This is a genomic window from Actinoplanes sp. NPDC020271 (assembly GCF_044388125.1).
Classification (GTDB): Bacteria; Actinomycetota; Actinomycetes; order Mycobacteriales; family Micromonosporaceae; genus Actinoplanes.
Genome location: NZ_JBIRWQ010000008.1, coordinates 81,069 through 104,451 on the forward strand (window position 1 = coordinate 81,069; position 23,383 = coordinate 104,451).

The 23,383-nt window shown below is 71.8% G+C and carries 24 protein-coding genes and 1 pseudogene; 13 read left to right on the plus strand and 12 right to left on the minus strand.

The genetic code is table 11. The features are described 5' to 3' along the window. The first annotated feature begins 125 nt into the window (after nt 1-125). Nucleotides 126-401, plus strand: coding sequence for a hypothetical protein (locus tag ACH442_RS19620; protein ID WP_396339470.1), 276 nt, complete (start codon nt 126-128; stop codon nt 399-401). Here ACH442_RS19620 and ACH442_RS19625 read toward each other — a convergent pair. Both ACH442_RS19625 and ACH442_RS19630 read right to left on the minus strand, forming a co-directional pair. Continuing rightward, complete coding sequence (locus ACH442_RS19625; protein WP_396339471.1) at nt 382-1,452, minus strand: S1C family serine protease; 1,071 nt, start codon at nt 1,450-1,452, stop codon at nt 382-384. The genes ACH442_RS19620 and ACH442_RS19625 overlap by 20 nt on opposite strands. A gap of 39 nt (nt 1,453-1,491) precedes the next feature. After that, entirely contained in the window at nt 1,492-1,740 is a 249-nt protein-coding gene (locus ACH442_RS19630; RefSeq protein ID WP_396339472.1) for a hypothetical protein, read from the minus strand. Between the two features lie 234 nt (nt 1,741-1,974). On the opposite strand from ACH442_RS19630, the gene ACH442_RS19635 reads away from it, so the two are divergent. Both ACH442_RS19635 and ACH442_RS19640 read left to right on the plus strand, forming a co-directional pair. After that, the gene (locus ACH442_RS19635) at nt 1,975-2,403 is read left to right on the plus strand and encodes a hypothetical protein (RefSeq protein WP_396339473.1); all 429 of its coding nucleotides are present in this window, start codon (nt 1,975-1,977) and stop codon (nt 2,401-2,403) included. Continuing rightward, on the plus strand, nt 2,400-3,569 hold the full coding sequence (locus ACH442_RS19640; RefSeq protein ID WP_396339474.1) for a zinc-dependent alcohol dehydrogenase: 1,170 nt from the start codon (nt 2,400-2,402) through the stop codon (nt 3,567-3,569). Before ACH442_RS19635 ends, ACH442_RS19640 begins: the two co-directional genes overlap by 4 nt. Before the next feature lie 19 nt (nt 3,570-3,588). On the opposite strand, the gene ACH442_RS19645 is transcribed toward ACH442_RS19640, so the two are convergent. Continuing rightward, a complete protein-coding gene (locus ACH442_RS19645; RefSeq protein WP_396339475.1) occupies nt 3,589-4,095 on the minus strand; it encodes a VOC family protein in 507 nt (168 codons plus the stop codon). Nucleotides 4,096-4,112: 17 nt separating this feature from the next. Between ACH442_RS19645 and ACH442_RS19650 the strand changes: the two genes are divergently transcribed. Continuing rightward, nucleotides 4,113-4,973 (plus strand): helix-turn-helix domain-containing protein, encoded by an 861-nt coding sequence (locus tag ACH442_RS19650; protein ID WP_396339476.1) that lies wholly within the window; start codon nt 4,113-4,115, stop codon nt 4,971-4,973. Nucleotides 4,974-4,998: 25 nt separating this feature from the next. Then, nucleotides 4,999-5,241, plus strand: a complete 243-nt coding sequence (locus ACH442_RS19655; protein ID WP_396339477.1) for an EamA family transporter — start codon at nt 4,999-5,001, stop codon at nt 5,239-5,241. Nucleotides 5,242-5,428: 187 nt separating this feature from the next. On the opposite strand, the gene ACH442_RS19660 is transcribed toward ACH442_RS19655, so the two are convergent. Further along, nucleotides 5,429-6,058: a TetR/AcrR family transcriptional regulator gene (locus tag ACH442_RS19660; protein WP_396339478.1), complete on the minus strand. Its 630-nt coding sequence runs from the start codon at nt 6,056-6,058 to the stop codon at nt 5,429-5,431. An 82-nt stretch (nt 6,059-6,140) separates the two neighbouring features. Between ACH442_RS19660 and ACH442_RS19665 the strand changes: the two genes are divergently transcribed. Together ACH442_RS19665 and ACH442_RS19670 are read left to right on the plus strand one after the other, a co-directional pair. Next, complete coding sequence (locus ACH442_RS19665) at nt 6,141-7,223, plus strand: FAD-dependent oxidoreductase (RefSeq protein WP_396339479.1); 1,083 nt, start codon at nt 6,141-6,143, stop codon at nt 7,221-7,223. A 148-nt stretch (nt 7,224-7,371) separates the two neighbouring features. Then, the gene (locus tag ACH442_RS19670) at nt 7,372-8,043 is read left to right on the plus strand and encodes an SMI1/KNR4 family protein (protein WP_396339480.1); all 672 of its coding nucleotides are present in this window, start codon (nt 7,372-7,374) and stop codon (nt 8,041-8,043) included. Nucleotides 8,044-8,195: 152 nt separating this feature from the next. On the opposite strand, the gene ACH442_RS19675 is transcribed toward ACH442_RS19670, so the two are convergent. The 3 genes and pseudogenes from ACH442_RS19675 to ACH442_RS19685 all read right to left on the minus strand — a co-directional run. Then, nucleotides 8,196-8,702 (minus strand): hypothetical protein, encoded by a 507-nt coding sequence (locus ACH442_RS19675; RefSeq protein ID WP_396339481.1) that lies wholly within the window; start codon nt 8,700-8,702, stop codon nt 8,196-8,198. A 416-nt stretch (nt 8,703-9,118) separates the two neighbouring features. Further along, nucleotides 9,119-10,171 carry a YbhN family protein gene (locus ACH442_RS19680; protein WP_396339482.1) on the minus strand — a complete coding sequence of 351 codons (1,053 nt, stop codon included), beginning with the start codon at nt 10,169-10,171 and terminating at the stop codon, nt 9,119-9,121. A 172-nt stretch (nt 10,172-10,343) separates the two neighbouring features. Continuing rightward, nucleotides 10,344-10,994, minus strand: a pseudogene (locus tag ACH442_RS19685) (EmrB/QacA family drug resistance transporter); the annotation flags it as partial. A 161-nt stretch (nt 10,995-11,155) separates the two neighbouring features. Between ACH442_RS19685 and ACH442_RS19690 the strand changes: the two are divergent. Further along, nucleotides 11,156-12,016 carry a septum formation family protein gene (locus tag ACH442_RS19690; protein ID WP_396339483.1) on the plus strand — a complete coding sequence of 287 codons (861 nt, stop codon included), beginning with the start codon at nt 11,156-11,158 and terminating at the stop codon, nt 12,014-12,016. On the opposite strand, the gene ACH442_RS19695 is transcribed toward ACH442_RS19690, so the two are convergent. Next, a complete protein-coding gene (locus ACH442_RS19695) occupies nt 12,017-13,429 on the minus strand; it encodes a GGDEF domain-containing protein (RefSeq protein ID WP_396339484.1) in 1,413 nt (470 codons plus the stop codon). A gap of 661 nt (nt 13,430-14,090) precedes the next feature. Here ACH442_RS19695 and ACH442_RS19700 point away from each other — a divergent pair. Beyond that, on the plus strand, nt 14,091-14,534 hold the full coding sequence (locus ACH442_RS19700) for a hypothetical protein (protein ID WP_396339485.1): 444 nt from the start codon (nt 14,091-14,093) through the stop codon (nt 14,532-14,534). After that, nucleotides 14,531-16,090, plus strand: coding sequence for an FAD-dependent monooxygenase (locus ACH442_RS19705; protein WP_396339486.1), 1,560 nt, complete (start codon nt 14,531-14,533; stop codon nt 16,088-16,090). Before ACH442_RS19700 ends, ACH442_RS19705 begins: the two co-directional genes overlap by 4 nt. On the opposite strand, the gene ACH442_RS19710 is transcribed toward ACH442_RS19705, so the two are convergent. Genes ACH442_RS19710 through ACH442_RS19720 form a run of 3 tightly spaced genes read right to left on the minus strand, consistent with a single transcriptional unit; the run spans nt 16,083 to nt 18,210 of the window. Continuing rightward, nucleotides 16,083-16,595, minus strand: a complete 513-nt coding sequence (locus tag ACH442_RS19710; protein WP_396339487.1) for a DsrE/DsrF/DrsH-like family protein — start codon at nt 16,593-16,595, stop codon at nt 16,083-16,085. The genes ACH442_RS19705 and ACH442_RS19710 overlap by 8 nt on opposite strands. 51 nt (nt 16,596-16,646) lie before the next feature. Then, entirely contained in the window at nt 16,647-16,961 is a 315-nt protein-coding gene (locus ACH442_RS19715) for a TusE/DsrC/DsvC family sulfur relay protein (RefSeq protein WP_396339488.1), read from the minus strand. Between the two features lie 7 nt (nt 16,962-16,968). After that, on the minus strand, nt 16,969-18,210 hold the full coding sequence (locus tag ACH442_RS19720; protein ID WP_396339489.1) for an NAD(P)/FAD-dependent oxidoreductase: 1,242 nt from the start codon (nt 18,208-18,210) through the stop codon (nt 16,969-16,971). A 204-nt stretch (nt 18,211-18,414) separates the two neighbouring features. Here ACH442_RS19720 and ACH442_RS19725 point away from each other — a divergent pair, with 204 nt between their 5' ends. Both ACH442_RS19725 and ACH442_RS19730 read left to right on the plus strand, forming a co-directional pair. Further along, nucleotides 18,415-19,128, plus strand: a complete 714-nt coding sequence (locus tag ACH442_RS19725) for a phosphoribosyltransferase (RefSeq protein WP_396339490.1) — start codon at nt 18,415-18,417, stop codon at nt 19,126-19,128. A 162-nt stretch (nt 19,129-19,290) separates the two neighbouring features. After that, nucleotides 19,291-20,112: a glycosyltransferase family 2 protein gene (locus ACH442_RS19730; RefSeq protein WP_396339491.1), complete on the plus strand. Its 822-nt coding sequence runs from the start codon at nt 19,291-19,293 to the stop codon at nt 20,110-20,112. On the opposite strand, the gene ACH442_RS19735 is transcribed toward ACH442_RS19730, so the two are convergent. Further along, complete coding sequence (locus ACH442_RS19735; protein WP_396339492.1) at nt 20,060-22,189, minus strand: hypothetical protein; 2,130 nt, start codon at nt 22,187-22,189, stop codon at nt 20,060-20,062. The two genes, ACH442_RS19730 and ACH442_RS19735, sit on opposite strands and share 53 nt — an antisense overlap. Before the next feature lie 87 nt (nt 22,190-22,276). On the opposite strand from ACH442_RS19735, the gene ACH442_RS19740 reads away from it, so the two are divergent. Continuing rightward, complete coding sequence (locus ACH442_RS19740) at nt 22,277-23,377, plus strand: glycosyltransferase family 4 protein (RefSeq protein WP_396339493.1); 1,101 nt, start codon at nt 22,277-22,279, stop codon at nt 23,375-23,377. Nucleotides 23,378-23,383: the final 6 nt, after the last annotated feature.

Consider the following 23,383-nt stretch of genomic DNA (forward strand, 5'->3'; position numbering starts at 1 on the left):
TCGCTGCGGTTGATGCTGCGGGACCGTGGCGAGCTGTGGGACCTCGACGCGGTCCTGGTCACCGGGGACGTGGCCGACGACGGGACTCCCGAGGCGTACGCGCAAGCCTTGCAGGTGATCGAGGCGTGCGCCGGATCCTTTGCGGACATTTTCACTCGCAGCTCTCCGGCACGCCGGCCGGGGTGCCGGTGTGGGCGACCCCGGGCGTGGTGACCCGGATCGACCTCACCGCCCCGCCGGAGGTGGTCCGGGCCGTGCGGGGCGCGTCGGCGACCGTCGCCGACCTCGGCGGTCCGCACTCGCCGGTCCCGCACACGCTGCACGCGCGTGATCCGGAGACGGGGCGGACCGCATACGAGACCGGCGTCGAGGGGAGTGCGGTCAGCCCACCGGGCCGGTAGCCGGCTTGACCGTCGCGGTGTGCGACGTGCCGCTGACGTCGGTCCAGGTCAGCTCGACCCGGTCGGCGGGGTGGTAGCGGTCCATCAGGTTGGTCAGGTCGGTGGCGGTGGCGACGCCGGTGCCGCCGACCGAGGTGATCACGTCACCGCGGGTCAGTCCGGCCGACTCGGCCGGGGAGCCGCTGACCACGCCGAGCACGGCCGGCCCGGGCACGCCCTGGTAGCCGCTCTGGCTGCTGGTCAGTTCGACGCCGAGGTACGCCGTGGCGCCGATGTGGACGCTGCTCGACGCCGCCCCGGCCCGGATCTGGCCGGCGATCGCCGTCGCGGCCGCGATCGGGATCGCGTAGCCCTGGCCGCCGGCCTGCGGGTACCGGAAACCGGTCGACGCCGCGGTGTCCACCCCGATCACCTGACCGGAAGTGGTCAGCAGCGGGCCGCCGGAGTCGCCGGCCTCGATGGCCGCGTTCACCTCGATCAGCCCGGTCAGTTTCTCCGACGCGCCGGACGACTCGTCGGACGCGGTGATCGACTGGTCGAGGGCGGTGACGGCGCCGCCGACCGCGCTCGGGGTCCCGCCGGTGCCGCCGGCGTTGCCGATCGCGACGACCGGGTCACCCGCCTTGACCGCCGTGGTCGCCACGCCGGCCGTGGCCAGGCCGGACGCGCCGGAGAGCCGCAGCACCGCGACGTCGTGCGAACGGTCGTAGCCGATCACGGCCGCCCGGTACGCCTTGTGGTTGCCGATGTCGGTGACGGTGATGCTGGTCGCGCCGGCGACCACGTGGTTGTTGGTCAGCACGATCCCGTCGGAGGCGATCACGATGCCGGTGCCGGCGGCGGCCGCGTTCTGCGCGCCGAGCACGGTGTCGATGTCGACCAGCGCCGGGTCGACCTTGGCGGCGACCGCGGCGACCTGCTCCGGCGTGGCACCGCTCGCGGTCGTCCCACCGCCGTTGCCGGAGTTGTCGCTGCCCGAGCCGGGGCCGGTGCCGCCGAACGGGGAGCCGCTGCCGCTGCCCGTTCCCGGGTTAAACGGCAGGTAGGGCACGGAGGCCGTCGTCCGTGCCGCCGGCGTCGGTTTCAGTGATCACCCGGCCGCGAAACCGCCACCCGCGGCCAGCGCGAGCACGGCGAGCCCGCCGCCGATGAACGCGGTGGCCCGCCCGTTGCGTCTCGGGGCCGGCTGCGGCTGCGGGGGCCACCCGGCGGCCGCCGGCCACTGCCCCTGACCCGCCCACTGGCCCTGCGGAGTCCAGCCGGTGTTGACCGGCCAATGCTGCCCGGGCGCCCAAGGCCCCTGCGCCGATGGGTCCGGACGCTGCTCAGGAATGGTCACCGGATCTCTCCTCCCGGCCGGTATCAATCACCTCTTTATGTACTCGCGGACCCTGAAAACTGGCTGACCGCTCGCTGTGCGTACCCGGCGAGGTCCGGGCTCGGCGCTTCCGTCGCTGTCGGGTGTCCTGGGCCGCGCCGAACTGCTGTGCCACCCGGCCGTGCTCAGCGGCCGTGCGGGGACTGCGCCGGCAACGGTTGTTTAGGCGCCGGTTTCTGTGGAATCGGGGAGCGCATGGGACGTACCGGAAAAGCTCTTCTGATTGCCGCACCGATCGCGGCCGGAACCGTGGCGGTGGCCGCGAGGCGACGCCGCGCCGCTTCCGGGCCCGCGGCACACCGCAGTCATGTCCTGACCGTCTACAAACCGATCGGCGAGCTGCAGGCCACCCAGCTGCCCGGCTCGCTGCGCGAGATCGCCGGGAGCGTCGAGATCAGCCTGCGGGCCGCCCCGGGAGACCGAGGAACAGAGATTACTGTACGCATTCCCGACGGCTCTCCGGTGACCGACGGTGACGTGCGCCGTGCCCTGCGGGAGACGCGCTCGCTGATCGAGGCCGGTGACGTGCTGCTGCCGTCCGGCCCGGCCACGACGACGCCGACGCTGCTGAACCGGCCGTTGCAGACGGCCACCCGCCACGGCCGTGAGGGAGGCCTGCTGTGAAGGCGCTGCAGTGGCAGGGGATCAACAAGCTCGCCGTCGGCACCGTGCCCGACCCGGAGCTGCGCAACCCCGGCGACGTCATCGTCAAGGTCACCAAGAGCGTGACCTGCGGTTCCGATCTGCATCTGCTGGGCGGGTACATCCCGTTCATGGAGAAGGGGGACGTGCTCGGGCACGAGTTCCTCGGCGAGGTCGTCGAGACCGGACCGGACGTGCGCAACCACCGGGTCGGTGACCGGGTCGTCGTCTCGTCGTTCATCTCGTGCGGCAACTGCTGGTACTGCGACCAGAAGCTCTACTCGCTCTGCGACAACGGTAACACCAATCCGGCGATCACCGAGTCGCTGTGGGGGCACGCGCCGAGCGGCTGCTTCGGTTACTCGCACGCGATGGGTGGCAACGCCGGCAGTCACGCCGAGTACATCCGGGTGCCGTTCGCCGACGTCGGCGCGTTCACCGTGCCTGACGGTGTCAGCGACGAGCGCGCGCTGTTCGCCTCCGACTCCGCCTCGACCGGCTGGATGGGCGCCGACCTGGGCGGCGTCAAACCCGGCGACGTCGTCGCGGTGTGGGGCGCCGGTGCGGTCGGTCAGATGGCGGCCCGCGCCGCCGTGCTGCTCGGCGCGGACCGGGTGATCGTCATCGACCGTCTCGACAACCGGCTGCAGCAGGTGGAACGCCACATCGGCGCCGAGACGGTCAACTACGAGAAGACCGACGTCTCGGCCGAACTGCGCGAACGCAGCGGCGGCCGGGGCCCGGACGTGTGCATCGAGGCGGTCGGGATGGAGGCGCACGCGCCCGGGCCGCACTTCGGATACGACCAGATCAAGCAGCAGTTGCGCCTGCAGACCGACCGCCCGATCGCGGTCCGCGAGGCCATTCACGCCTGCCGTAAGGGCGGCTCGGTGTTCGTGCTCGGCGTCTACGCCGGCGTCGTCGACAAGTTCCCGCTCGGCGCCCTGATGAACAAGGGCCTGACGGTACGGGGCGCGCAGATGCACGGCCAGCGGTACATCCCGATGCTGCTGGAGCGGATGGCGAAGGGTGAGGTGACGACCGAGCACCTGGCCACCCACGTGCTGCCGCTGGACCGGGCGCCGGAGGGCTACCGCATGTTCAAGGAGAAGGAGGACGGCTGCGTCCGCGCGGTCTTCCTGCCCTGACGCCCCGGTCGCCGAGGGGTCAGGCCGGCTGGCTCTGCTGACTGGCCCACTCGGCGACCCGGCGGGCGCTCTCCTCCTCCGAGAGGTCCTCGACCCGCGTCAAGATCGACCACCTGATCCCGTACGGGTCCCGGACGCTCGCGAACCGGTCACCGGAGACGAACGTCGCCGGCGCCTCGCGCACCACCGCGCCCGCCGCCTCGGCCCGCGCGACCACGTCGTCGACGTCCGGGCAGTACAGGCCCATCGAGTAGCAGTCCTGGTCCCCGGCCGGCGGCGGGATCAGCCCGTAGTCGGGCTGCGGCTCACCCAGTTGCAGCAGGCAGCCGCCGAAGTCGAGGACGGCGTGCGCGACCACGTCGCCGAACTCGGTCACGTCGACGACCCGCGCGCCGAAAATCTTGATGTAGAAGTCGATGGCCCCACGGGAGTCCGGAACGACCAGGAAAGGGGTCAGCCGGGTCGCGCCGTGCGGGATGCCGTTCGTCGTGTACTGGCCGTCCGCGGCCTTGTTCGTCTCGGTCATAGGTCAGGATCGTAGGTATGCCCGATGCCGAGCCGCTTGAAGATTCGCGACAGAAGACCCAGCCGCGTGGCATCCTCTACCCGGCCCGTCTGCCCACCTTCGACAGATATGCGCCGCCGGACGCGGTCGCCCGGCTCGTGCGATGGTTCTGGATCCCGGAATGGCAGATCCAGCCCGGCCGCACCTCCCGCCAGCATTTGATCGCCTTCCCCGCCTGCAACCTCGTCGTCGAGCCGGACCTGGTCGGGCTCTCCGGGCCGACGACGCGCGCCTCCCACCGCGACCTCAGCGGAACCGGGTGGGGCGTCGGCGCGCTGCTGCGACCGGCCGCCGTGCCACACCTGGTCGCCGAACCGGGGGCGCTGCGGGACACGTACCGGGAAATTGAGATCCCGGTCCTGCACGAGACCGTGGGTCGCGCGATGGCCGGCCCCGGGGACGCCGCGACCCGGCACCGGCACGCGATCGAGGCCTTCAGTGACTGGCTCGCCGCTTCGGTGCCCCCGCCCGATCACGAGGCGCTACTGGCCAACACGATGGCGGACGTCATCGACACCGACCCGACGATCCGCACGGTCAAGGACGCGGCCGAGCGCCTGAACGTGTCGGCGCGGTCGCTGCAGCGGCTCGCGGCACGCTACGTCGGGCTGTCGCCGCTCACGATGATCCGCCGCCGCCGTCTGCAGGAGGCCGCCGAACGCGTGCGAGCCGAACCCGGCCTCAGCCTGGCCGCGGTCGCCGCCGACCTCGGGTACAGCGACCACGCCCACCTGGCCAACGAGTTCCGCACTGTTCTCGGGCTGACGTTGAGCGGCTATCGCGAGGAGGTCACGCCGGCCGGCGGGGCGACGGCTGCCTCGCCGGGGTCCACTGTCTGATCGTTCGGGGGAGCGCAAGCTGCTCGTGCAGATCCGGCCACACCGCGTGCTCGGGCTGACCGGCGGGACGTCGTCACTGCTCGCGTACAGCTTGGTGCTGTGGGCGCAGACGCGCGGCGCGCCGGCCCCGGTCGCGGCCCTGCGCGGGAGCAGCGGCGTGCTCGCGGCGCTGACCGGCGTCCTGCGGTTCCACGAGCCGTTCGGCCGCTTCCGCGTCCTCTCCGCGATCCTGGTCGCGACCGGCGTGGTCGTGGTCTCGGTCCCCTGACACCGGACGATCAGTCGCCGAAGCGAGCCGGTCGCGCGTCCTGACTCGACTCCGTGACGCCGGTCAGTCGTCGAGGCCGATGTGCTGGGCCGGGAGCGCGTCGTGACTCGCCTCGGTGACGCCGGTCAGTCGTCGAGGCCGATGTGCTGGGCCGGGAGCGCGTCGTGACTCGCCTCGGTGACGCCGGTCAGTCGCCGAGGCCGATGTGCTGGGCCAGGAGCGCGACCTGACTCGCGTAGTGCTCGACGAACTCGGGGGAGCGCGGATCCGCCCCGACCAGCCCCTCGATCACGTGCGGCAGCGTGGTCGTCGCCATGCACGCGGCCATCAGCATGATCTCCAGGCAGACCGGGTCGAGCTCGGCCGGCAGCCGGCCCGCCGCCTGCAGGGCCCGCAGCCGGGTGACACTGCCGCCGAGCATCTCGGTGCGGGTGTCGCGGTCCGGGTCGTCGTCGGGGCCGGTCCACTGCAGACCGCTCCACGCGAACATCCGCACGCCGGCCGGGTCGCGCAGCGTCTCCGTCGCGTAGCCGCGCAACTGGTCCGGCAGCGACGAGCCGGGCGGTGCCAGCTCGTCGCGGCGCTGCGCCCACCGCTCGGACATGGCCCGGTAGAGGCCCTCCTTCCCGCCGAAGTAGTACGACACCAGCTGCTGGTTCACCCCCGCCCGGGAGGCGATCGCCCTGGTCCGCGCGCCGGCGTAGCCGTGCTCGGAGAACTCCGCAGCGGCCGCCTCGAGGATTTTCTGCCGGGTGCGCTCGGGGTCCCGCTGCCGGTTCTGCGGCGCTGGTGACCTGCGCGGACGTGGAGATGTCACGCGGTGATCATACGCCCGCCTGAAACAGTCAAGTATTCATATGATTGACAAAAACATGCGTGCGATTGATACCGTGCCGGGCATGACACGAGTACTGATCAGCGGGGCCGGCATCGGCGGTCTCGCCCTCGCGCAAGCACTGCGGCAGGGCGACGTCGACGCCGTCGTCTACGAGCAGGACCCGACCCCACGGACTCGCAACCAGGGCTACCGGATCCACATCGACGCCAACGGGAACGCCGCTCTCCGGGCCTGCCTGCCGCCGGAGGTGCTCGACCGGGTCCGCGACACCAGCGGCGTCAACGGGGACCTGGTCGCGACGTTCACCCAGCGGCTCGAACGGGTCTTCGCGCAGGAGTTCCCCGGCATCCCGGCGAGCGAACTCAGCAACGTGGACCGGGACACGTTCCGCCGCGGGCTGCTGACCGGGCTCGACGGCCGAGTGGTCTTCGGGCGGACGGTCAGTTCCTACCAATGGACCGATTCCGGACGGGTCCGCGTCGAGTTCGCCGGGGGCGGCACCGACGAAGGTGACCTCCTCGTCGGTGCGGACGGGGTCGGCTCGGCCGTGCGGCGGCAGTTGGTTCCCGATTCTGGTCCCCGCGACCTCGGGTTACGCTGCGTCTACGGCCGGATGCCGATCGACGCCGAGACCGAGCCACTGATCCCGGCCGACTTCCGCCGCGGATTCTGCTGGGTGGCCGGCGACAACGGCATCGGCGTCGGCTTCGCTCCCGTCCGCTACCGCGACCACCCCGGCGGATACCTGATGATCGCGCTGGTCACGACCCCGGAGCGAGTCGGCGCCGACCTCCACCAAACGGCGATCGACGCCACGAGCAGTTGGGACCCCAGAATCAGGACCCTTATTGCGTACGGCGACAGCACCTCCTTCTTCCCGATCACTCTCCGCGCCGGCACCCGCTTCGACCCGTGGCCGCCCGGCCCCGTGACACTGCTCGGCGACGCGGTCCACACGATGCCGCCCGCCGGCGGGGTCGGCGCCAACACCGCCCTGCAGGACGCCGAGACTCTCGCCGCCGAACTGCTGTCCGACAAGGATCTGCTCTCCGCGGTCGCCGCCTATGAGCGCGTGATGCTCCCGCGCGGCTTCGACACCGTCGAGAACTCAGTCCGCATGATCGGCCAGCTCACCGGGCGCTGACTGCCACCCGCCATGCCGGGACGACTTCGCCGATAGAGGCGATCCTTGGTGGCAGCGCGCGTCAGCTGCGGAGATCGGCCGCTGCTGACCGGCGATGTCCTTGCACGGGAGCGCGTTGTGGATCGGTCTTGCGGTCTATGGTGTCGCGGTGATCATCTCGGACTGGTCGGATGTGCCCGATCGCCTGGCCACGCTGTCCACCCACCCGCACGCCGGATCGGTTTTCGGAGCCAACGACCATCAGTGGCGGCTTGAACCGCCGGTCACCGAGCATGAGCTGGCCGAGTTGGAGTCACAGCTGGGCGTCGACCTACCCGCCGAGTACCGGACCTTTCTCCTGCAGGTCAGCCGGGGCGGGGCTGGGCCCGCATACGGCCTGTTCCCGCTCCGCCGCGTCGGAGGCCGTTGGTGCTGGGAGGGAGATGGCGCGACGTTGACCGATCTGGAGACGTTGAGCCAGCCGTTCCCGCACACCGAGGCGTTCAACCCGGCCGATGGCCTGCCTGAACCACCGGACGAGGACGACTTCGAATCCGAGGAGCAGTTCAACGCGGCCGAGGACGCCTACTGGGAGCAGCACGACGCTGCGGTCTGCGCGCCCGAGCACTACGTCGGACTGCTTTATCTGTGCCACCTCGGTTGTGCCTACCGCGAGGCACTCGTGATCAACGGGCCCGCGCGTGGCCGGATGTGGGCGGACGACACCGCCGACGACCGCGGATTTCGCCCTCTGCGCGAGCCGGACGGAAGCCCGACAGGTTTCGCCAGTTGCTACCGCGGATGGCTCGAACAGGCAGAGGAGCAGGCCCGATCCCGATAACCGGATCTCCGCGACGAGTTCGGCGGCCGAGTCGTCGCCGAAAAGATCAGTCCTCCATGTTCCCGTCAGGCACGCTCCGGTCCATCGGGTCAAGGTCGTATCGGGCTTTTATCGCCTGCCAGCCGATGAGGGGGCGCACCTCTCCTGCGCACTCAATTCGGCACGATTCCGTTCGGCGGCGCGCCGGCGGGCGCGTTGTCATCGGCCACGAAGTATCTACCGAGGTCAGGAAAATCGTGCGGCTTCTCCAGCACGATTGCCCGGAAGAGCGGCGTCCGTGCCATCTCCCGGGCGACGGGAGACCAGCCTTCGTCTCCCGGGTCCGGAAAGCGATCACCCACTCGCAATGCGTGGTCAACAGCGCCGGCCATCTGATCGGCCACGATGAGAGCGCGATCGAGTTCTTCCCCGACGAGGTCCACGGCCTTCCGCCCGAAGATGTACGGCCTGAGCTCAGGCTTTTGGAAAAGCATGGAAAGACCGGCATCGTAGCGCTCGTTGGCATGATGCAGGGCGTCGTATCTGCTGTACAAGTTGGAGATGTGAACTTGTCTCTGGAGCTTCCTTGTTTGCGACGACGCATAGTAGATAGCGAGAATTACCCCGGCCAGGCTGAGTGCCTGGAAGATGTTCCCGACCATATTCATCCAAACTGTCACCACTCGGATGCGACGATGATATCGTCAACCGTCAACGTTCGGCCTCGCATTCGGGCGACCGGACCCGCGCTCATGCCGGCAATTGACAGTGCCGAGGTCGGGGGCGGTGAGCAGGGAACGGGGACGCGCCGCCTGCCGAGACGCCGGCGAGACGATTCAGTACGAGGGATCTTCCGCCGGCGAGCGGACCGACGCGCAGATGGCGCGCTGCACGTGTTCGTCGCACCCGGGATTGGTGGCCGCCGCCCAGCGGACGCGCGGGTGCGGGTCGTCGACGAGACGGATCAGAATCTTCGCGGGATGTTGCCGGGTTCGCTGCCACCGCCCGGAGAGTGGGGTCCCTCCAGCGGCACGCCTCCGTCGGCTCGTCCATGGTCCGGTTCACGGTCGCCACGCCCGCCGAGGCCAGTGGCCGGTCACAACTGAGCGGCCTGCGTGCTGCGGTGGCGCAGGCGCAACCAGGAGAGCCACCCCAGCCCGATGATGAACCCGAAGCTGATCAGCCGATAGAGCACGACGACCGCCACCGCCACCGGCGCCCCCACCCCGCCGGTGATCAGGCCGAGGATCAGGGCGCTGTCGATGATGCCGAGGCCCCCCGGGACGATCGTGACGGTCCCGGCGGCCATCGCCGCGCAGAACGCGAGCAGGGTCGCCGTGATCCCGGGCGCCGGTTCGCCGATGGCCAGGAAGCACAGCCACAGGCCGGCCGCGTCCAGCAGCCAGTTCAGCAGGGCGAGCAGGGCGGCGGCCAGGCCCCGGGCGGGGCGCAGCCGGGCCGCCCGCAGCTGGGTGAGGAAGTCCTGGATGCGGTCGTGGCCGTGGTCGGCCGGGCGGTGGCGCAGGCGGTTCACGGCGGCGAGCGGGCCGTGGAAGAGTGCGGGGCGCCGGGCGATCCGGCGGGCGCCGGCGATCAGCAGGATCGTGGCCGTGAGCAGGCCGACCAGGTGCCGCCAGTCGGCGTCGCCACCGGCGGCGAGGGCGCCGGCGACGGTGATCACGGCGAGGGCGCAGGCGGAGAGGATGCCGCTGAGCGCGATCACCCAGGAGGCGACGGCGGGCGTGGCCCCGAAGCGACGCATCTGCTGAAAGTTGAGCCGGGTGGAGAACGCCGGGCCGCCGGGCAGCGTCTCGTTCAGCGAGTGCGCGGCGTAGGCGAGGTGCACGTTGTCGATCATGGGCGGGCGCACCCCGGCCGACCGCAGCAGGTGCCGTTGCATGCGGGCGTAGGCGTTCATCGAGACGATCTCGGCGGCGACGGCCAGCAGCAGCCATCCGGGGTGCGGGCGGCGCAGCTGGTGCAGCGCGTCGGTCAGGGAGCTCCAGCCCAGGACCAGCTCGACGGTCACCAGCACCAGGACCGCGGCGACGGCGGCGAGGCGGAGCGCGTTACGACGTACCCAGGAAGGGGTTCGGGGTTCTGGGAGGACGATCGCGGGCGCGGTGGGCCGCTGGAGGGTCGGGATCACCACTGGCTCCTGGCGGGTGTAGCGAACGGGGGGATGCAGCGGAATGATCAACAGACGGCTGTCGCCACGAATTCCCTGGTAGGCAGGGTGACGATGGTCATGCTGGGGGAGCCCGTTCCGGCGCGCGAGGTGGTGTCGGCCTGGAGATGCGCGCCGGAACGGGAGCCGGGGATCAGCGCCGGGTGGTGTCCACCTGGTCGATGGCCGGGGCGCCGTCGACCGCGTCGGCGGCGACCGCCGCGGCCTTGATCTCGTCGGGCAGGTCGAGGCTGTCGCGCAGCATGACCGGCCGCATGGCGATCGCCGCGATGATGCCGACGATCCCGATGAACGCCGAGATTCCGAAGATGTGCCCGGTCGCGTCGCCGTAGGCGGCCCGGATGATGTGCACGATCGGCTCCGGCAGCGCGGTCAGGTTGAGCGCGCTGGTGCCGCCGCCGCTGCCGGAGGCGGGCACGCCGGCCGCGGCCAGGTCGTGGGTGATCTGGTCGGTGACCTGCCGGGCCAGGACCGCACCCAGGACCGAGACGCCGATGGTGCCGCCGAGCGAGCGGAAGAACGCGACCGTGGAGCTGGCCGCGCCGATGTCCTTGAGCGCGACGGTGTTCTGCACGGCGAGCACCAGGTTCGAGGTGACGAGCACGCCGGCCATCAGCGGAATGGTCAGCAGTCCGGCCTGGGTCGGGCTGTAGCCGCGGCCGATCTGGAAGTACTGACCGAGGAAGACCGCGCCGCCGAACATCGCCATGCCGACCGCGAGACTGGCGAGGATCGCCAGGGCGGTGTTGCGCTGCCGGACGATGGGCAGCGGGATGATCGGCTCGCCGCGGGTGCCGCCGTTGGGTGGGTGCGCTCATGGCGCGGCTTCCGTTGCGCAAAGGGCAGATTTTCTCAGAGGGAAAGTTCTGCGGGGTCGCGCCGGGCTGTTCCCTTCTGATATCTCTTCACGTCATCGTTCGATCTTGAGATACGGGGCCCCGGAACATGCCGTCCATCCGCTCGGCCGCGGTCGCCGCGGCAGCGTTGCTGCTGCTCGTGACTGGCTGCGACAGCAAGCAGCCGCAAGCGGCCGCGTCACCGTCGCCGTCCGCCCCGGCGCCGTACACGCCGGCCGTCGGCACCTGCTTCAACTTCGAGGACCAGCGCGACGCGAAGGACAGCGTGCCGTGCGACACCGAGCACCAGTTCGAGGTGGCCTATGTCGGGCCGATCACGTACCAGCTCGACATTCCGCCGCTGGAGGGCTCGGAGCGGAGAGCGACGGCCTACCGCGAGTGCCGGACGAAAGTCGACGCATACGTCGGTGGCGCCCACCCCGGCCTGCTGGTCAAGATCGAGGTGGGCTACCCGAGCGACGCGGCCTGGCGAGCGGGCTCCCGGTGGTACTCCTGCGACGTGTCCAAGGAGTCTTTCGCCTGGAACGGGTCGACAGCCAAGGAGTTCGTCACCGGGAGCGTCAAGAACGCCTACGCCAATCCGGCTGCCGGCGTCCGGATGCCCTGCGCCGTCGCCACGCAGGACAAGGCCGGCCACGTCACGGACTGGACGGCCAGGTCATGCTCGACTCGACACACGGTCGAACTGGTCGGATTGGTCAAGTCCACCAGCAAGGCGAAGACTGCGCCGCGTGACGACGATCAGATCGCGGACGCCTGCTTCGACCTCATCGCGGCCTACCTCAAGGTGCCGGTCGACGACGAGGAGAAGTACGGCGTCAACGCGATCTGGTTCACTCCGTCGGACCGTGAATGGGAGGCGGGTGAGCGCCGCGTCCGCTGCTACCTCCACCGGCCCGAACATCCGTTCAGCGGTTCCCTGGCCGGGGCCGGCCCGTCCGGTCTCTGATCAGGCGGCCACCGCGACCTGGTCCCGCCCGGACTCCTTGGCCTGGTAGAGCAGCTGGTCGGCGAGCAACGGAAGCCCGGCAGAATCGGTCACGTCGGTCGGGGTGCACGCCACCCCGACCGACACCGTCACCGTGATCGACTCGGTCGCGGTGACCGGGATCGGCGTGGCCCGGACCGCGGCGTGGATGCGGGCGGCGACCAGGTGCGCCTCCGCGGGCGAGGTGTGCGGCAGCAGGACCGCGAACTCCTCGCCACCGTAGCGGGCGATCACGTCCTGCGCCCGGACCGCGTCGCCGAGCCGGGCGCCGACCTCGCGCAGCACCCGGTCGCCGCCGTCATGCCCGTACGTGTCGTTGACCCGCTTGAAGTGGTCGATGTCGAACAGGATCACCGCGTGGTCGCGGTGCCCGGCGTGGGCGAGGGCCTCCTGGAAGTGCCGCCTGGTCCGCAACCCGGTCAGCCCGTCGGTCGTCGCCATCCGCCGCATGTCCCCGACCAGCCCGGCCAGCCGCCCGATGACCAGCAGGAACAACACGCCGCAGGTGGCGCAGATCAGCGGCACGTGCAGCGGCGCGCCTCGCAGGAACTGCACCAGCAGCGTCGCCGGTGCGAGCAGTGAGGCGAGCGCGAGCGTGGTGAGCCGCAGCGGGCCCATGTCCGGGGTGGGCACCGCACTCGGCGCGTCCAGGTCCCGCATCGACGGGTGCATGCAACTCAGGCCGAGCACCAGCGGCGAGACGACCCACAGCACGGCGGCCAGCGCGTGCCCGCGCGTGCTGCCGGACAGCGTGCCGAGCGTGCTGATGGTGTCCGGGACGACGGTCAGCCCGAGGTAACCGGTGATGCTGTAGACGGCGACGGACTTGCGGCCGGTGTCCAGCAGCAGGCGGGCGCCGAGCGCGGCCAGCATCAGATCACCCAGCGGGTAGGCGGCCGCGACCAGCCGGGTGGTCAGCTCGACGTCGGTGCCGCCGACGATCGGGTCGATCAGGAAGATCCACCAGAACAGGCCGGCCGAGACCGTGATGATCGCCGCGTCGAGCAGGCCCGCCAGGTCCCGTCCCGGGTTGCGTTTGCGCAGGATGAGCAGCAGGGTCACGGCTCCGCCGGTGGTCACGCTGAGGAAGCACGCGTCGGCCGCGCTCGGGGCGTCACCGTTGAGCACGCCGGGTGGGAGCAGGGTGCCGACCGCTGCCAGCAGCAGGGAGGCGGCCAGCAGCCACGGCCACAGCGTGCGCGGCCGGTACAGGCGGATACCCAGGATCGCGGCGGTGAGGCCGGCCGCGACCGACACCGCGGACAAGCTCGTGGTCACGGCTTCGGGGGCGCCGGTGACCGTCGCTACGACGTACGCGACGGCAATCGTCACCGCGATGGTGACGTATCGGATCCACGGGGAGCTCAGGAACATGGGCCTTCCGGTGTCCGCGGGTGCGTAACCCACCGATCGGCACCGGCCCGCGCGACCTGACCCTTTTCACACAATCGGTCGGCATGCTTCCTCCTCGATCGGCCCGCCGAAAAACGTGAGGTGTTCGGCTTCCCCGGCCCCGACGGCGCCGGCAAGTCCACCACCTCCCGGCTGCCGCGCGGCCGGGCGCGGCCCGCCGCCGACCGGGCCGAGGCGTTCGGCGTCGAGCCCGCCGACTTCGCCCGCGCCCACCGCCGACCGGCCTACGTGCCGGCCTACGTGCCGGCCGACGTGGCGCTGTGGCCACGGCTGACCGGTGCCGAGATCCGGCACCTGCAGGCCCGGACCGGGCCCGGCACCGATCTTGCCTCGTGGCGAACCGATCGAACGGTTCGCCCTCGACCCGGCAGAACCGGCTCAGGATCAGAACCTTCGGCCCGTACGGCGGTCCGGCGCCTGATGTGGTCCTTCGGCCCTGCCGCCGCCGCACCGGGCCACGGGAGGATGGGGGCACGTACGCGCACCCGCGAAGGAGGCCGTCGTGCACGCTCCGCCGTTGCCGCTGCCCGTCGCCGCAGCCGCCGTTGCGCGCTGCGCCGGTGTCACCGCCCGCTTGCTGGCCCGCCGCCGGGTACACCTACCTCGGACCCACGTTGGCCGGATGGTGTCGTTCGGGGACGGCACCATCGCCCGGGTCTACCGGGACACCGTTGTGGACCGGCCGGCCCCGGCGCAGCCCTGCGTTCTCGTGGTCGAGTTCCGGCTGCGCGGGGTCCGCGGCCGGGGTCACGCCCTGTTCCGGGCCGAGAGCATCCTCAACACGCCCCTGTTCGTCGGATTCCCCGGCTTCGCGTCCAAGCTGTGGCTGGCGCACGACGATCACGGCGTCTACCGCGGCCTGTACGAATGGGACGGCCCCGACCGGGCGGCCGCGTACGCCCGTGCCCTGTGGTGGGTGCTGGCCCTGGTCAGCCACCGGGCTTCGATCGACTACCGGGTGGTGCCGGGGATGACCCGGGCCGACGCCGCCGAGCGTTCCGAGAGGTGGCGGGCGGCGACCGGCGACGCCGGTGCGGCCTGGTGGTGCCCGGTCGGCGTGCGATGAGCGGCCCGCCGGTGGACGTCCTGGTCGCCGGGGCCGGCCCGGTCGGGCTGACCGTGGCCCTGCAGGCGCATGCACTCGGGGCCCGGGTGCGGGTGGTGGAGCGACGGCCGCGGGCGTTCCGGCCGTCCCGCGCGCTGATCGTGCACCCGCGCACGCTGGAGGCGTTGAGGCCGCTGGGTGTCGTCGAGTCGCTGCTCGACCGGGCGGGCGCCGCCCCGCGAGCCGTGCTGCACACCGGGCGAGGCGTAGTGCTCGCCTCCCTCGAGGATCTCGGGATCCGCGGTACGCCCTACCCGTACCTGACCCTGGTCCGGCAGGCCGACGTCGAGGCCGTTCTGTCCGGCGCCCTGGCCGAGCGCGGCGTGACGGTCGAGCGCGGTACGGAACTGACCGGGTATCACCCCGGGCTGGACAGTGTGTCGGGGGAGGCGGTGCTGCACACCTCGGGCCGCGATGAGCGGGTGCGATGCCGCTGGGTCGCCGGCTGCGACGGAACGGACAGCACCGTGCGCGGGATCGCCGGGATCCGTCGCCGGGAGGCCGGCTACCGGCAGGAGATCCTGCTCGCCGACCTCGCCCTGACCGGCGACCTGCCACCCGAGCTGCTGCATGTGTACGCCGGTCGGCACGGGCTCTGCTTCCTGTTCCCGCTCGGAGAGGGCGCGCACTGGCGGCTGCTGGTCACCCAGCCCGCCGGGGGACCGGCCGCCGGTAGCGCTCATCCGGACCCGGACCCGACGCCCGGCGAGTTGCAGTCTGCCCTGGAGCGGTCCGGAGTCGTGGCCCGGCCGGCAGCGGTGGCCTGGTCCACCCGTCTGCGCCTGCGGTACGGCGTGGCCGACCGCTACCGCGACGGGCGGCTCCTGCTGGCCGGCGACGCGGCGCACGTGCACTCCCCAGCCGGTGGTCTCGGTATGAACGTCGGGCTCCAGGACGCGGTCAACCTCGGGTGGAAGCTCGCACTGGCCGGGCGGAGCAGCCATCCGGCCCGGCTGCTCGACTCCTACCAGGCGGAGCGGCGCCCGGCCGCGCTTCGATCGTTGCGCCTGACCAACCTGATCTTCCACGCCGAGTCCGGGCTCGAACCGGTCGCCGAGTTCGCCCGGGGCGTCCTGCTGCCGCTCGCCGCACCGGTCCTGCCGGCCGTGCTGCGCCGCCGCCGGCTCGTCGGCGAGGCCGTCCGTCTGCTGGGCCAGCTCGATGCGAGCTACCGGGACAGCGCACTGTCCCGCGCCGCGCCGCGCCGCGCTGGGCCGTGGTCGCCCGGTGATCGGCTGCCGGACCTGCCGGTGGAGGCCGGCCGGCGCCCTGTTCGCCTGCACGAGCTGATCGCTCGGCCGGGCGTGCATCTGCTGCTCGATCGAGGGGCGCCGGGCATCGCCGGGGACGGCGAAACCGTGCATGTGCACCGGCTCGGAAACGCCCCGGGGCACGGCGTCACGGTGGTGCGCCCGGACGGGCATGTGGGTGCGTGTGCGGACCGCGCCGACGATCCCGCCGTGGCCGGATGGCTCGCCACCATCGGCGCGCCCGTCGCCCCGCCGGGATCTAGATGAAGAGCAGTTGCGCGCCGGCGGTCTTCTCGATGAAGTCGGCCGCGTTGATGATGTCCTCCACCCCGTCGTAGAGGTCCTCGCGGCTGAGCTGCATCATGTCGGCCGACAACCGGCAGGCCCACAGGTGGCCGCCGGAGGCGACGATCTGGTCGAGGAAGTCCGGCACCTCGGGCACCCCGGCCCCGGCGATCTGCTCCCGCATCCGGTGGGTGGACATCGCTGTCATCCCGGGCAGCCCGCCCAGGCCCTGCGGCAGGTGGGTGGCGGTGTTGCCGAGCACGGTGAACTTGAGGTCCGCCATGCGTGACTTGGTGATCATGTCGAATCCCCAGAACGTGAAGAACAGGTGCGTCTGCACGCCCTCGCCGAGTGCCGCATTGGCCAGGATCAGCGCGGGGTACGCCATGTCCAGACCGCCCTTGGAGCAGATGATGGCGAGGGTGCGGCCGGTGGCGGCGTCGTCGCCGAAGTCCGGCACGCGGGCCGGCTCAGTCTCCGTGGTCATCGTGCAGTCCCTTCCCGGACAGAGTTGCTGGGGCGAGGCCGCCGGGTGCGGTCAGACGCAGCCGTGCGGCTTGGGCAGTCCGGCGAGGTAGGCCATCTTCTTCGCCGGCTTCGTGGGGAACAGGGCGAACAGTTCCTTGATCGGGATGCCGGCCCCGGCCGACACCCGCCGCAGCGTGGCGGTTTCGCCGCGTACGGCATAGTCCTCACGCAGGAACGTCAGGGCCTTCCAATGCGTGTCGGTGAGGTCGATGCCGATGCGCTCGGCGAGGCGCCCGGCGAGGTCGGCGTCCCATTCGCCGTACGCGGTGAGGAACCCTTCGTCGTCGACGTGGATGTCGCGGCCGTCGATGCTGGTGACAGGCATGGTGGGGTTACTCCTCGGGCTCGGGCGGGTGCTTGCCGGCCATCGACATGCGGGCCGGCAACGGGAGCGGGCGGCCGGGCAGCAGCAGATGCCAGTACATCCACCGGAACGCGAGCTTGCCCCAGTGGTTGACGACGGACTCGTCCAGCAGCCGGAAGGGGCCGAGGCCGGGCACCGGATAACGGCCCGGCAGCGGCTCGGTGTCGTAGTTGAAGTCGATCAGGAGGCCTTTGCCGTGGCCGGATTCGACGAAACAGTTGGCGTGCCCGTCGAAGCTGCCGGTCATCGGGCGGCCGGCCGCGTGCTCGACGAAGTTGCCGGTGAAGACCTCGGCCGCGAAGTGCGCCACCGAGCCCGCCTTGGAGGCCGGGATGTCGTTGGCGTCGCCCAGCGCGAAGACGTTGTCGTACGCCTTCGCCAGCATGGTGTGCCGATCCACCGGTACCAGGTTGAGCTCGTCGCCCAGCCCGGACCGGGCCACGTAGTCCGCACCCATGTTCAGGGGCACGGTCACCAGCAGGTCGAACGGGACCTCCCGCTCGTCGTAGGAGACCAGCTTGCGTCCGTCGATCCGCTCGACCAGGAAGTCCGGCTCCACCGCGACCTTGCGCTCGTCGAGCATCGTCCCGAGCCGCGCGGCCGCGATGGGCTTGGTGAACGCGCCGGGCAGCGGGGTCACGTACGTCAGGTCGACACGATCCCGCAGGCCGCGCTGTCGCAGATAGTCGTCGGCCAGGAAGGTGAATTCCAGCGGCGCGACCGGGCACTTGATCGGCATGTCGGTGATGTGCACGACCAGCCGGCCGGCGGTGAGCCGCTCCAGGGCCGGGGCCAGCGCGACCGCGCCGTCATAGGTGTAGAAGTCGAAGATGCTGTCGCGCCACTGCCCGCCGTCGAGCATGCCGGGCGTCTGATCCGGGCGCGGGCTCACCCCGGTGGCGATCACCAGGTAGTCGTAGGGGAGTTGGCAACCGTCGGCCAGCGCGACCCGGCCGGCCACGGCGTCGACTCGCCAGACCTCCCCGCGGATCAGCTCCACGCCGTCGGCGAGCAGCCGCTCCGTGGGCTTGGAGACCAGCTTCGGAGCGTATCGCCGGAACGGCACCAGGAGGAAACCCGGCTGGTAGAAGTGCCGTTCGCCGGATTCGACGACGGTGATCCGCCAGTGGGCCCGGTGCAGGCGCCGTCGCAGCTTGTTGGCCACCATGACGCCGGCGGTTCCGGCACCCAGCACGAGTAGTCGTCGCATGCCGACCACCTCCTGATACCCCTCCACCGTATGCAGCGGTGGGTGTATCGGGTAGGGGCCTCCGGCCCTGCGGCGGGGACCAGCCGAACGGTCGTGACAACGCGGGCCGTCTCGCGTGCCGCGGGTCGTGGGAACCGGGCCGTTCGGCCCGTGCGGCGGCCCTCTGCTCGCCGTCATCGTGGAGGGAGCACCGGAGGTGACGTGATGTTTCACGATCGGGTGGAGGCCGGGCGCCGGCTGGGCCGGGCGCTCGCCGACCGGCGCGGGACCGGCGTCGTGGTCCTCGGTCTGTCCCCGGGCGGGATCATGGTCGCCCGTGAGGTGTCCCGGGCGCTGGACGCCGTGCTCGACGTGATCGTGGTCCGCACGGTCGGGGCGCCGCAGGAGGCGGAACTGGCCATGGGTGCTGTCGGCGAGAACAGCGCGGCCGTCGTCGACCCCCACGTGGCCGGCCGTCACCGGCTCGGTCCACGCGCGCTCGCCGTGGGCCGGACACACCTCTGGACCGAGTTGGAACGAGCGGTGCATTCGCTGCGGGGCGACCTGCCGCCGGTCGTCTTGTGCGGGCGGAGGGTAGTGCTGGTCGACGACGGTGCCGCCACTGGCACGACCGCTCGGGCCGCCTGCGAGGTGGCTCGGGCTCTGGGCGCCGGCGAGGTGATCCTGGCGTCGCCGGTCGCGGCGCCGGCCGTGGTGGAGGATCTGGCGGAGGTCGCCGACGAGGTGGTCTTCCTGCACAGTTTGCCGGCCGGGGAGGAGACCGCCGACCACTACGACGACTTCCGGCCACCCGGCGACCACGAGGTGACCGGGACACTGCGATCGGCGGCCGCCGAGCGGGCCGGCCACCCGGAGCCCGCCTGGGCGCGGGAACGCGATGCGCCCGGGGTGGCCCGCCGCGCCGTCGTGCCCTTGTGAACGGCGATTTCGGCACGTCATCCCGGTCGTCTCGGATCGCGGCGCGGTACGTCACGATCATCGCCCGGTCGCGGCGCGGGCCCGACGGCGGATCGGCAAGCTTGCCGGAGGGCTGAATCCGACCAGAGCCCAGCTTGAGGTTACGGCTCGACCGTAGTGGACATGAACGCAACCGCCACGCTCGAGCGCCTCGTCCCCACCGCCACCCCGGCCGTCGCCGCTCCGGTGACCGGCCCCACCCTCTGGGCCCCGGCCACCACCGGTGTCGAGCTGACCGTGGTCGTGCCGTTCTACAACTGCGGCCCGGTCGTCGGCCAGACCATTCACGCGATCAGCGCGACGCTGGCCGCCGCCGGCATCGGGCACGAGATCATCGCGGTGAACGACGGCAGCACCGACGGCTCGCAGCTGCACGTGCCGTACCTGCCGCAGGTCCGGCTGATCGACAACCGGCTCAACTCCGGCAAGGGCAACGCGCTGCACCAGGGCTTCGCCGCCGCTCAGGGCGCCTGGGTCGGCTTCATCGACGCCGACGGCGACATCGACCCGGCGCACCTGGCCACCTACCTGGAGCTGGCCCGCGGCGGCGACCACGCGGCCGTCTACGCCGACAAGCGGCACGCCCACTCGGTCAGCGGCGCCTCCAAGGCCCGCAAGCTGATCTCGATGGTCTACTCGACCCTGGTCACCCTGCTCTTCCTGCTGCAGGTCAAGGACACCCAGACCGGCTGCAAGATCATCCGCCGGGACGCCCTCGCCCAGCTGCTTCCGCACCTGCGCGAGCAGCGCTTCGCCTTCGACCTGGAGTTCTTCGTCGCGGCCAAGGCGGCCGGCATCCGCAACCTGCACGCCGCGCCGGTCGCGCTCAACACCGCCGCCAACGGCAGCACGGTCACCAGCAAGACCATCGTGCGCACGCTGCGCGACACCGTCACGATCCTGGGCCGGCACCTCGGCGGCCACTACCGCCAGGCCGCCGTCTGAACCGCGGCGACAGCTCGCGCCGATGCTCCACCAGACCGGCGGCGAGCAGCGCCAGCAGCGTCAGCAACGACCCTGCCAGACCCAGCCGTAACCACTTCCACGGCGCGTAACGCACCGTGAAGGCCCCCGAACCGGCATGGACCGCGACCGTCCCCGCGACGGTGCGCCGGGTGACCTGATCCCCCGCCGTCCAGCCCGCCGACCACTCCTCGGGCAGCACCACCCAGCCGGCCTCACCCGCAGCCACCCGCCAGCGGGTCGAGCCGATGCGCCGCAGGCCACCCGATGCCGCGGACGGCACGGTTCCGCCGCCGGCCCCGGAGATCACCGCCTCCGTCCCGAGCCGCCCCTGCCCGGCCCAGGCGAGCAGCGCGGCGTAGTCGCCGTCCCGGGCGCTCACCACCCGGCCGGTCCCGCTGACCGTCACCCGGTACAGGTCGAGGGAGGCGGTCCGCAGCACCGGCTCCAGATCCGTCTGTCTGTCGAGCCACGCGTACGTGCCGCTTTCCCGGTCGTGGGCCAGCGCGACGTACCGGACGCCCAGCGGGGCGATCAGGTGCCCGAAATGCCCTCCGCCGCCGGCCGCGATCAACCGATCCAGGTACGCCATCCGATACGACGACGAGTTGCTCCGCACCGGTCCCAACTCGACGGCATCGCTGCTGAGCACCGGTCGCCGGAAGAAGGCTCCAGCCGGCGTCGCCACGCTGCGCGCCTCGGTGAAGGAGAAGGGCTGGTACTGGTGCCAGGGCAGGAACAGCATCGACTCGTCGCCGTCTCCCATGATCCGGTCGGCGGTGTACCAGGCCTGCGGATAGTGACTGACCCGAACGCTGCCGCCGAGGCCCCAGAGCAGCGATCCGCCCACCGTGGCGGTCATCCCGGCCAGGGCGAGCGCCGCCCCGGCCGCGACCGCCCGCAGTGTCACCGGGCGCCCGGCCCGGCAGTGCACGGCCACCGCTTCCGCGGACACGCCGAATCCCACCGCGTAGCCGATCATCGCGAGCGCTGACCACTTCTGCTGCTCCCGCATGGCGTGGAAGAGCGGCAGCGTGTCGAAAGCGATCCGGTACGCCGAGCCGAGCGGCCCGGTGATGCCCGCGCCGAGCAGCAACCCGGTTACGGTGACGGCGACCAGCGGCGCCCCCGTGCCCGGGTCACGCCGGCAAAGCCGGATCAGCCCGGCGACGGCGGCGGCCACCAGTATCGCGCCGGGCACCACGCCCAGAGCGAGCTGCGGGCTGCTGTCCGAGGCGCCACGCCAGAAGCCGCGGAGGGTGGCGACGGTCGCGATCAAACCCGAGTTGCCGGCGTACGTCGCGTACACCTCAAGATCTTCGTCGCTGACGCGGACCGTGAGGATCGCGGTGGCGATGACCGCCGCGGCGTAGGCGTAGACGCAGCCGGCGGAGGCGACGACGACGACGGTCCGGACCACGTGCCGGCGGCCGGGCCGGGGCAGCAGCGCGACGGCGAGCAGCACCGTTGCGCCCAGCCAGGCGGCGTGCGCGCCGACCGAGATGGCCAGGGCGTACCAGCCGGCCGGCCGGGCGGCGAACCAGCCGCCGCGCCGGCGGGCGTGCAGCGCCGACGCGGTCATCGGGCACACCAGGGCCACCGAGAGCAGGAACGGCACGTGCCCGGCGTGCAGCCGCTCGACGACGAACGGGTTGACACAGGCGAACACCGCCGCCGGATGCCGTCGCCACCGGCTCCCACCGGCGATGGCGGACACCCCGCCCGCGGCGACCGGGAAGTACGCCAGGATCATCAGCCAGCTGGTCGCGCCCGCCCCGGTGACGGTACGCAGGGCATGCGTGACCAACCGGTACGGCAGGGCGTCGAGTGCCGCCGGGTCGAGTCCGTAGAGCCCGGGGGTCAGCGCGGTGTGCGGACCGGCCACCCAGTCGAGCAGCAGCAGATAGCCCGAGCGGGTCCACGGCGCCACGACCAGCAACCCGATGACCAGGCCGACGAGCGTGGACTCCACGGTCAGCCGGGTGGCCGAGACGGGTCGCCGGTGTCGCGCGGCGGGCGGCCGGGGGCGAGCTGCCCGGTTCCGCCATGGCTCGGTCATTTCTGCCAGTATCAGCAATCCGCCGGGTCGGCGAGGTCATATCCCGGCGTTCTCAACCCGGCGCTGTCCCGGCCGATCTCCCCGGTCATGCGCATCCTGGTCCTGAACTGGCGTGATCTGAGCCACCCCGCCTCCGGTGGCGCCGAGGTGTACACCGAGCAGGTACTGCGCCGCTGGGCAGCGGCCGGGCACCAGGTCACGCTGTTCGCCGCGGCGGTGGCGGGGCGCCCGGCGGACGAGATCCGCGACGGCTACCGGATCGTCCGGGCCGGCAACCGGTTCACCGTCTACCGGGAGGCGCGGCGCTGGTGGCAGCGGCACGGCCGGGGCCGGTTCGACGTGGTCGTCGACGAGACCAACACCGTGCCGTTCCAGGCGCACGAGTGGGTGGACGACGGTGCGCGGACGATCGCGCTGGTCCACCAGACCTGCGAGGAGATCTGGCACATCAACGCCCCGCCGCTGCTGGCGCATCTGGGCCGGTACCGGCTGGAGCCGAACTGGCTGCGGCGGCTGGGCGGCAGCCCGATCCTGGCCGTCTCCGACTCGACCCGGGAGGCCCTGGCCCGGTTCGGTTCGCACGACGTGACCGTGGTGCCGGAGGGCTACGAGCCGCCCGACCCGCTGCCCCGCCCGGCCAAGGAGGACCGGCCCACCGCGGTGTTCTGCGGCCGGATGGTGAACTACAAGCGACCCCGGGACGTGATCCGGGCGGTCCTGCTGGCCCGCACCGCGGTTCCCGGCTTGCGGCTGTGGATGCTCGGCGGCGGCCCGCTGCTGGAACGGCTGTCCGGCGAGGCTCCGGACGGTGTCGAGTTCTTCGGCCGGGTCAGTGAGCAGGACAAGCACGACCTGATGGCCCGGGCTCACGTGCACCTGGCCGCCAGCGTCCGGGAGGGTTGGGGACTGGTGGTCACCGAGGCGGCGGCATTGGGCACGCCCACGATCGCGTACGACGTGCCGGGTCTGCGCGACTCCACCCGGGCGGCGCGCGGGATCGTGGTGCCGCCCCGCCCGGAGGCGATGGCCGAGCGGCTGGCGCAGGCGCTGCCGGCCTGGGTGCGCCGTGCGCCGGAGCCGCTGCCCTACGGCGGCGCGCACTCCTGGGACGAGGTCGCCGCCGGGCTGCTGACCGCCGTCGAGCGGTACGCCCGCTGCCCCCGCGGCCCGATGCGGGTGGCGGCCTGACCGGCG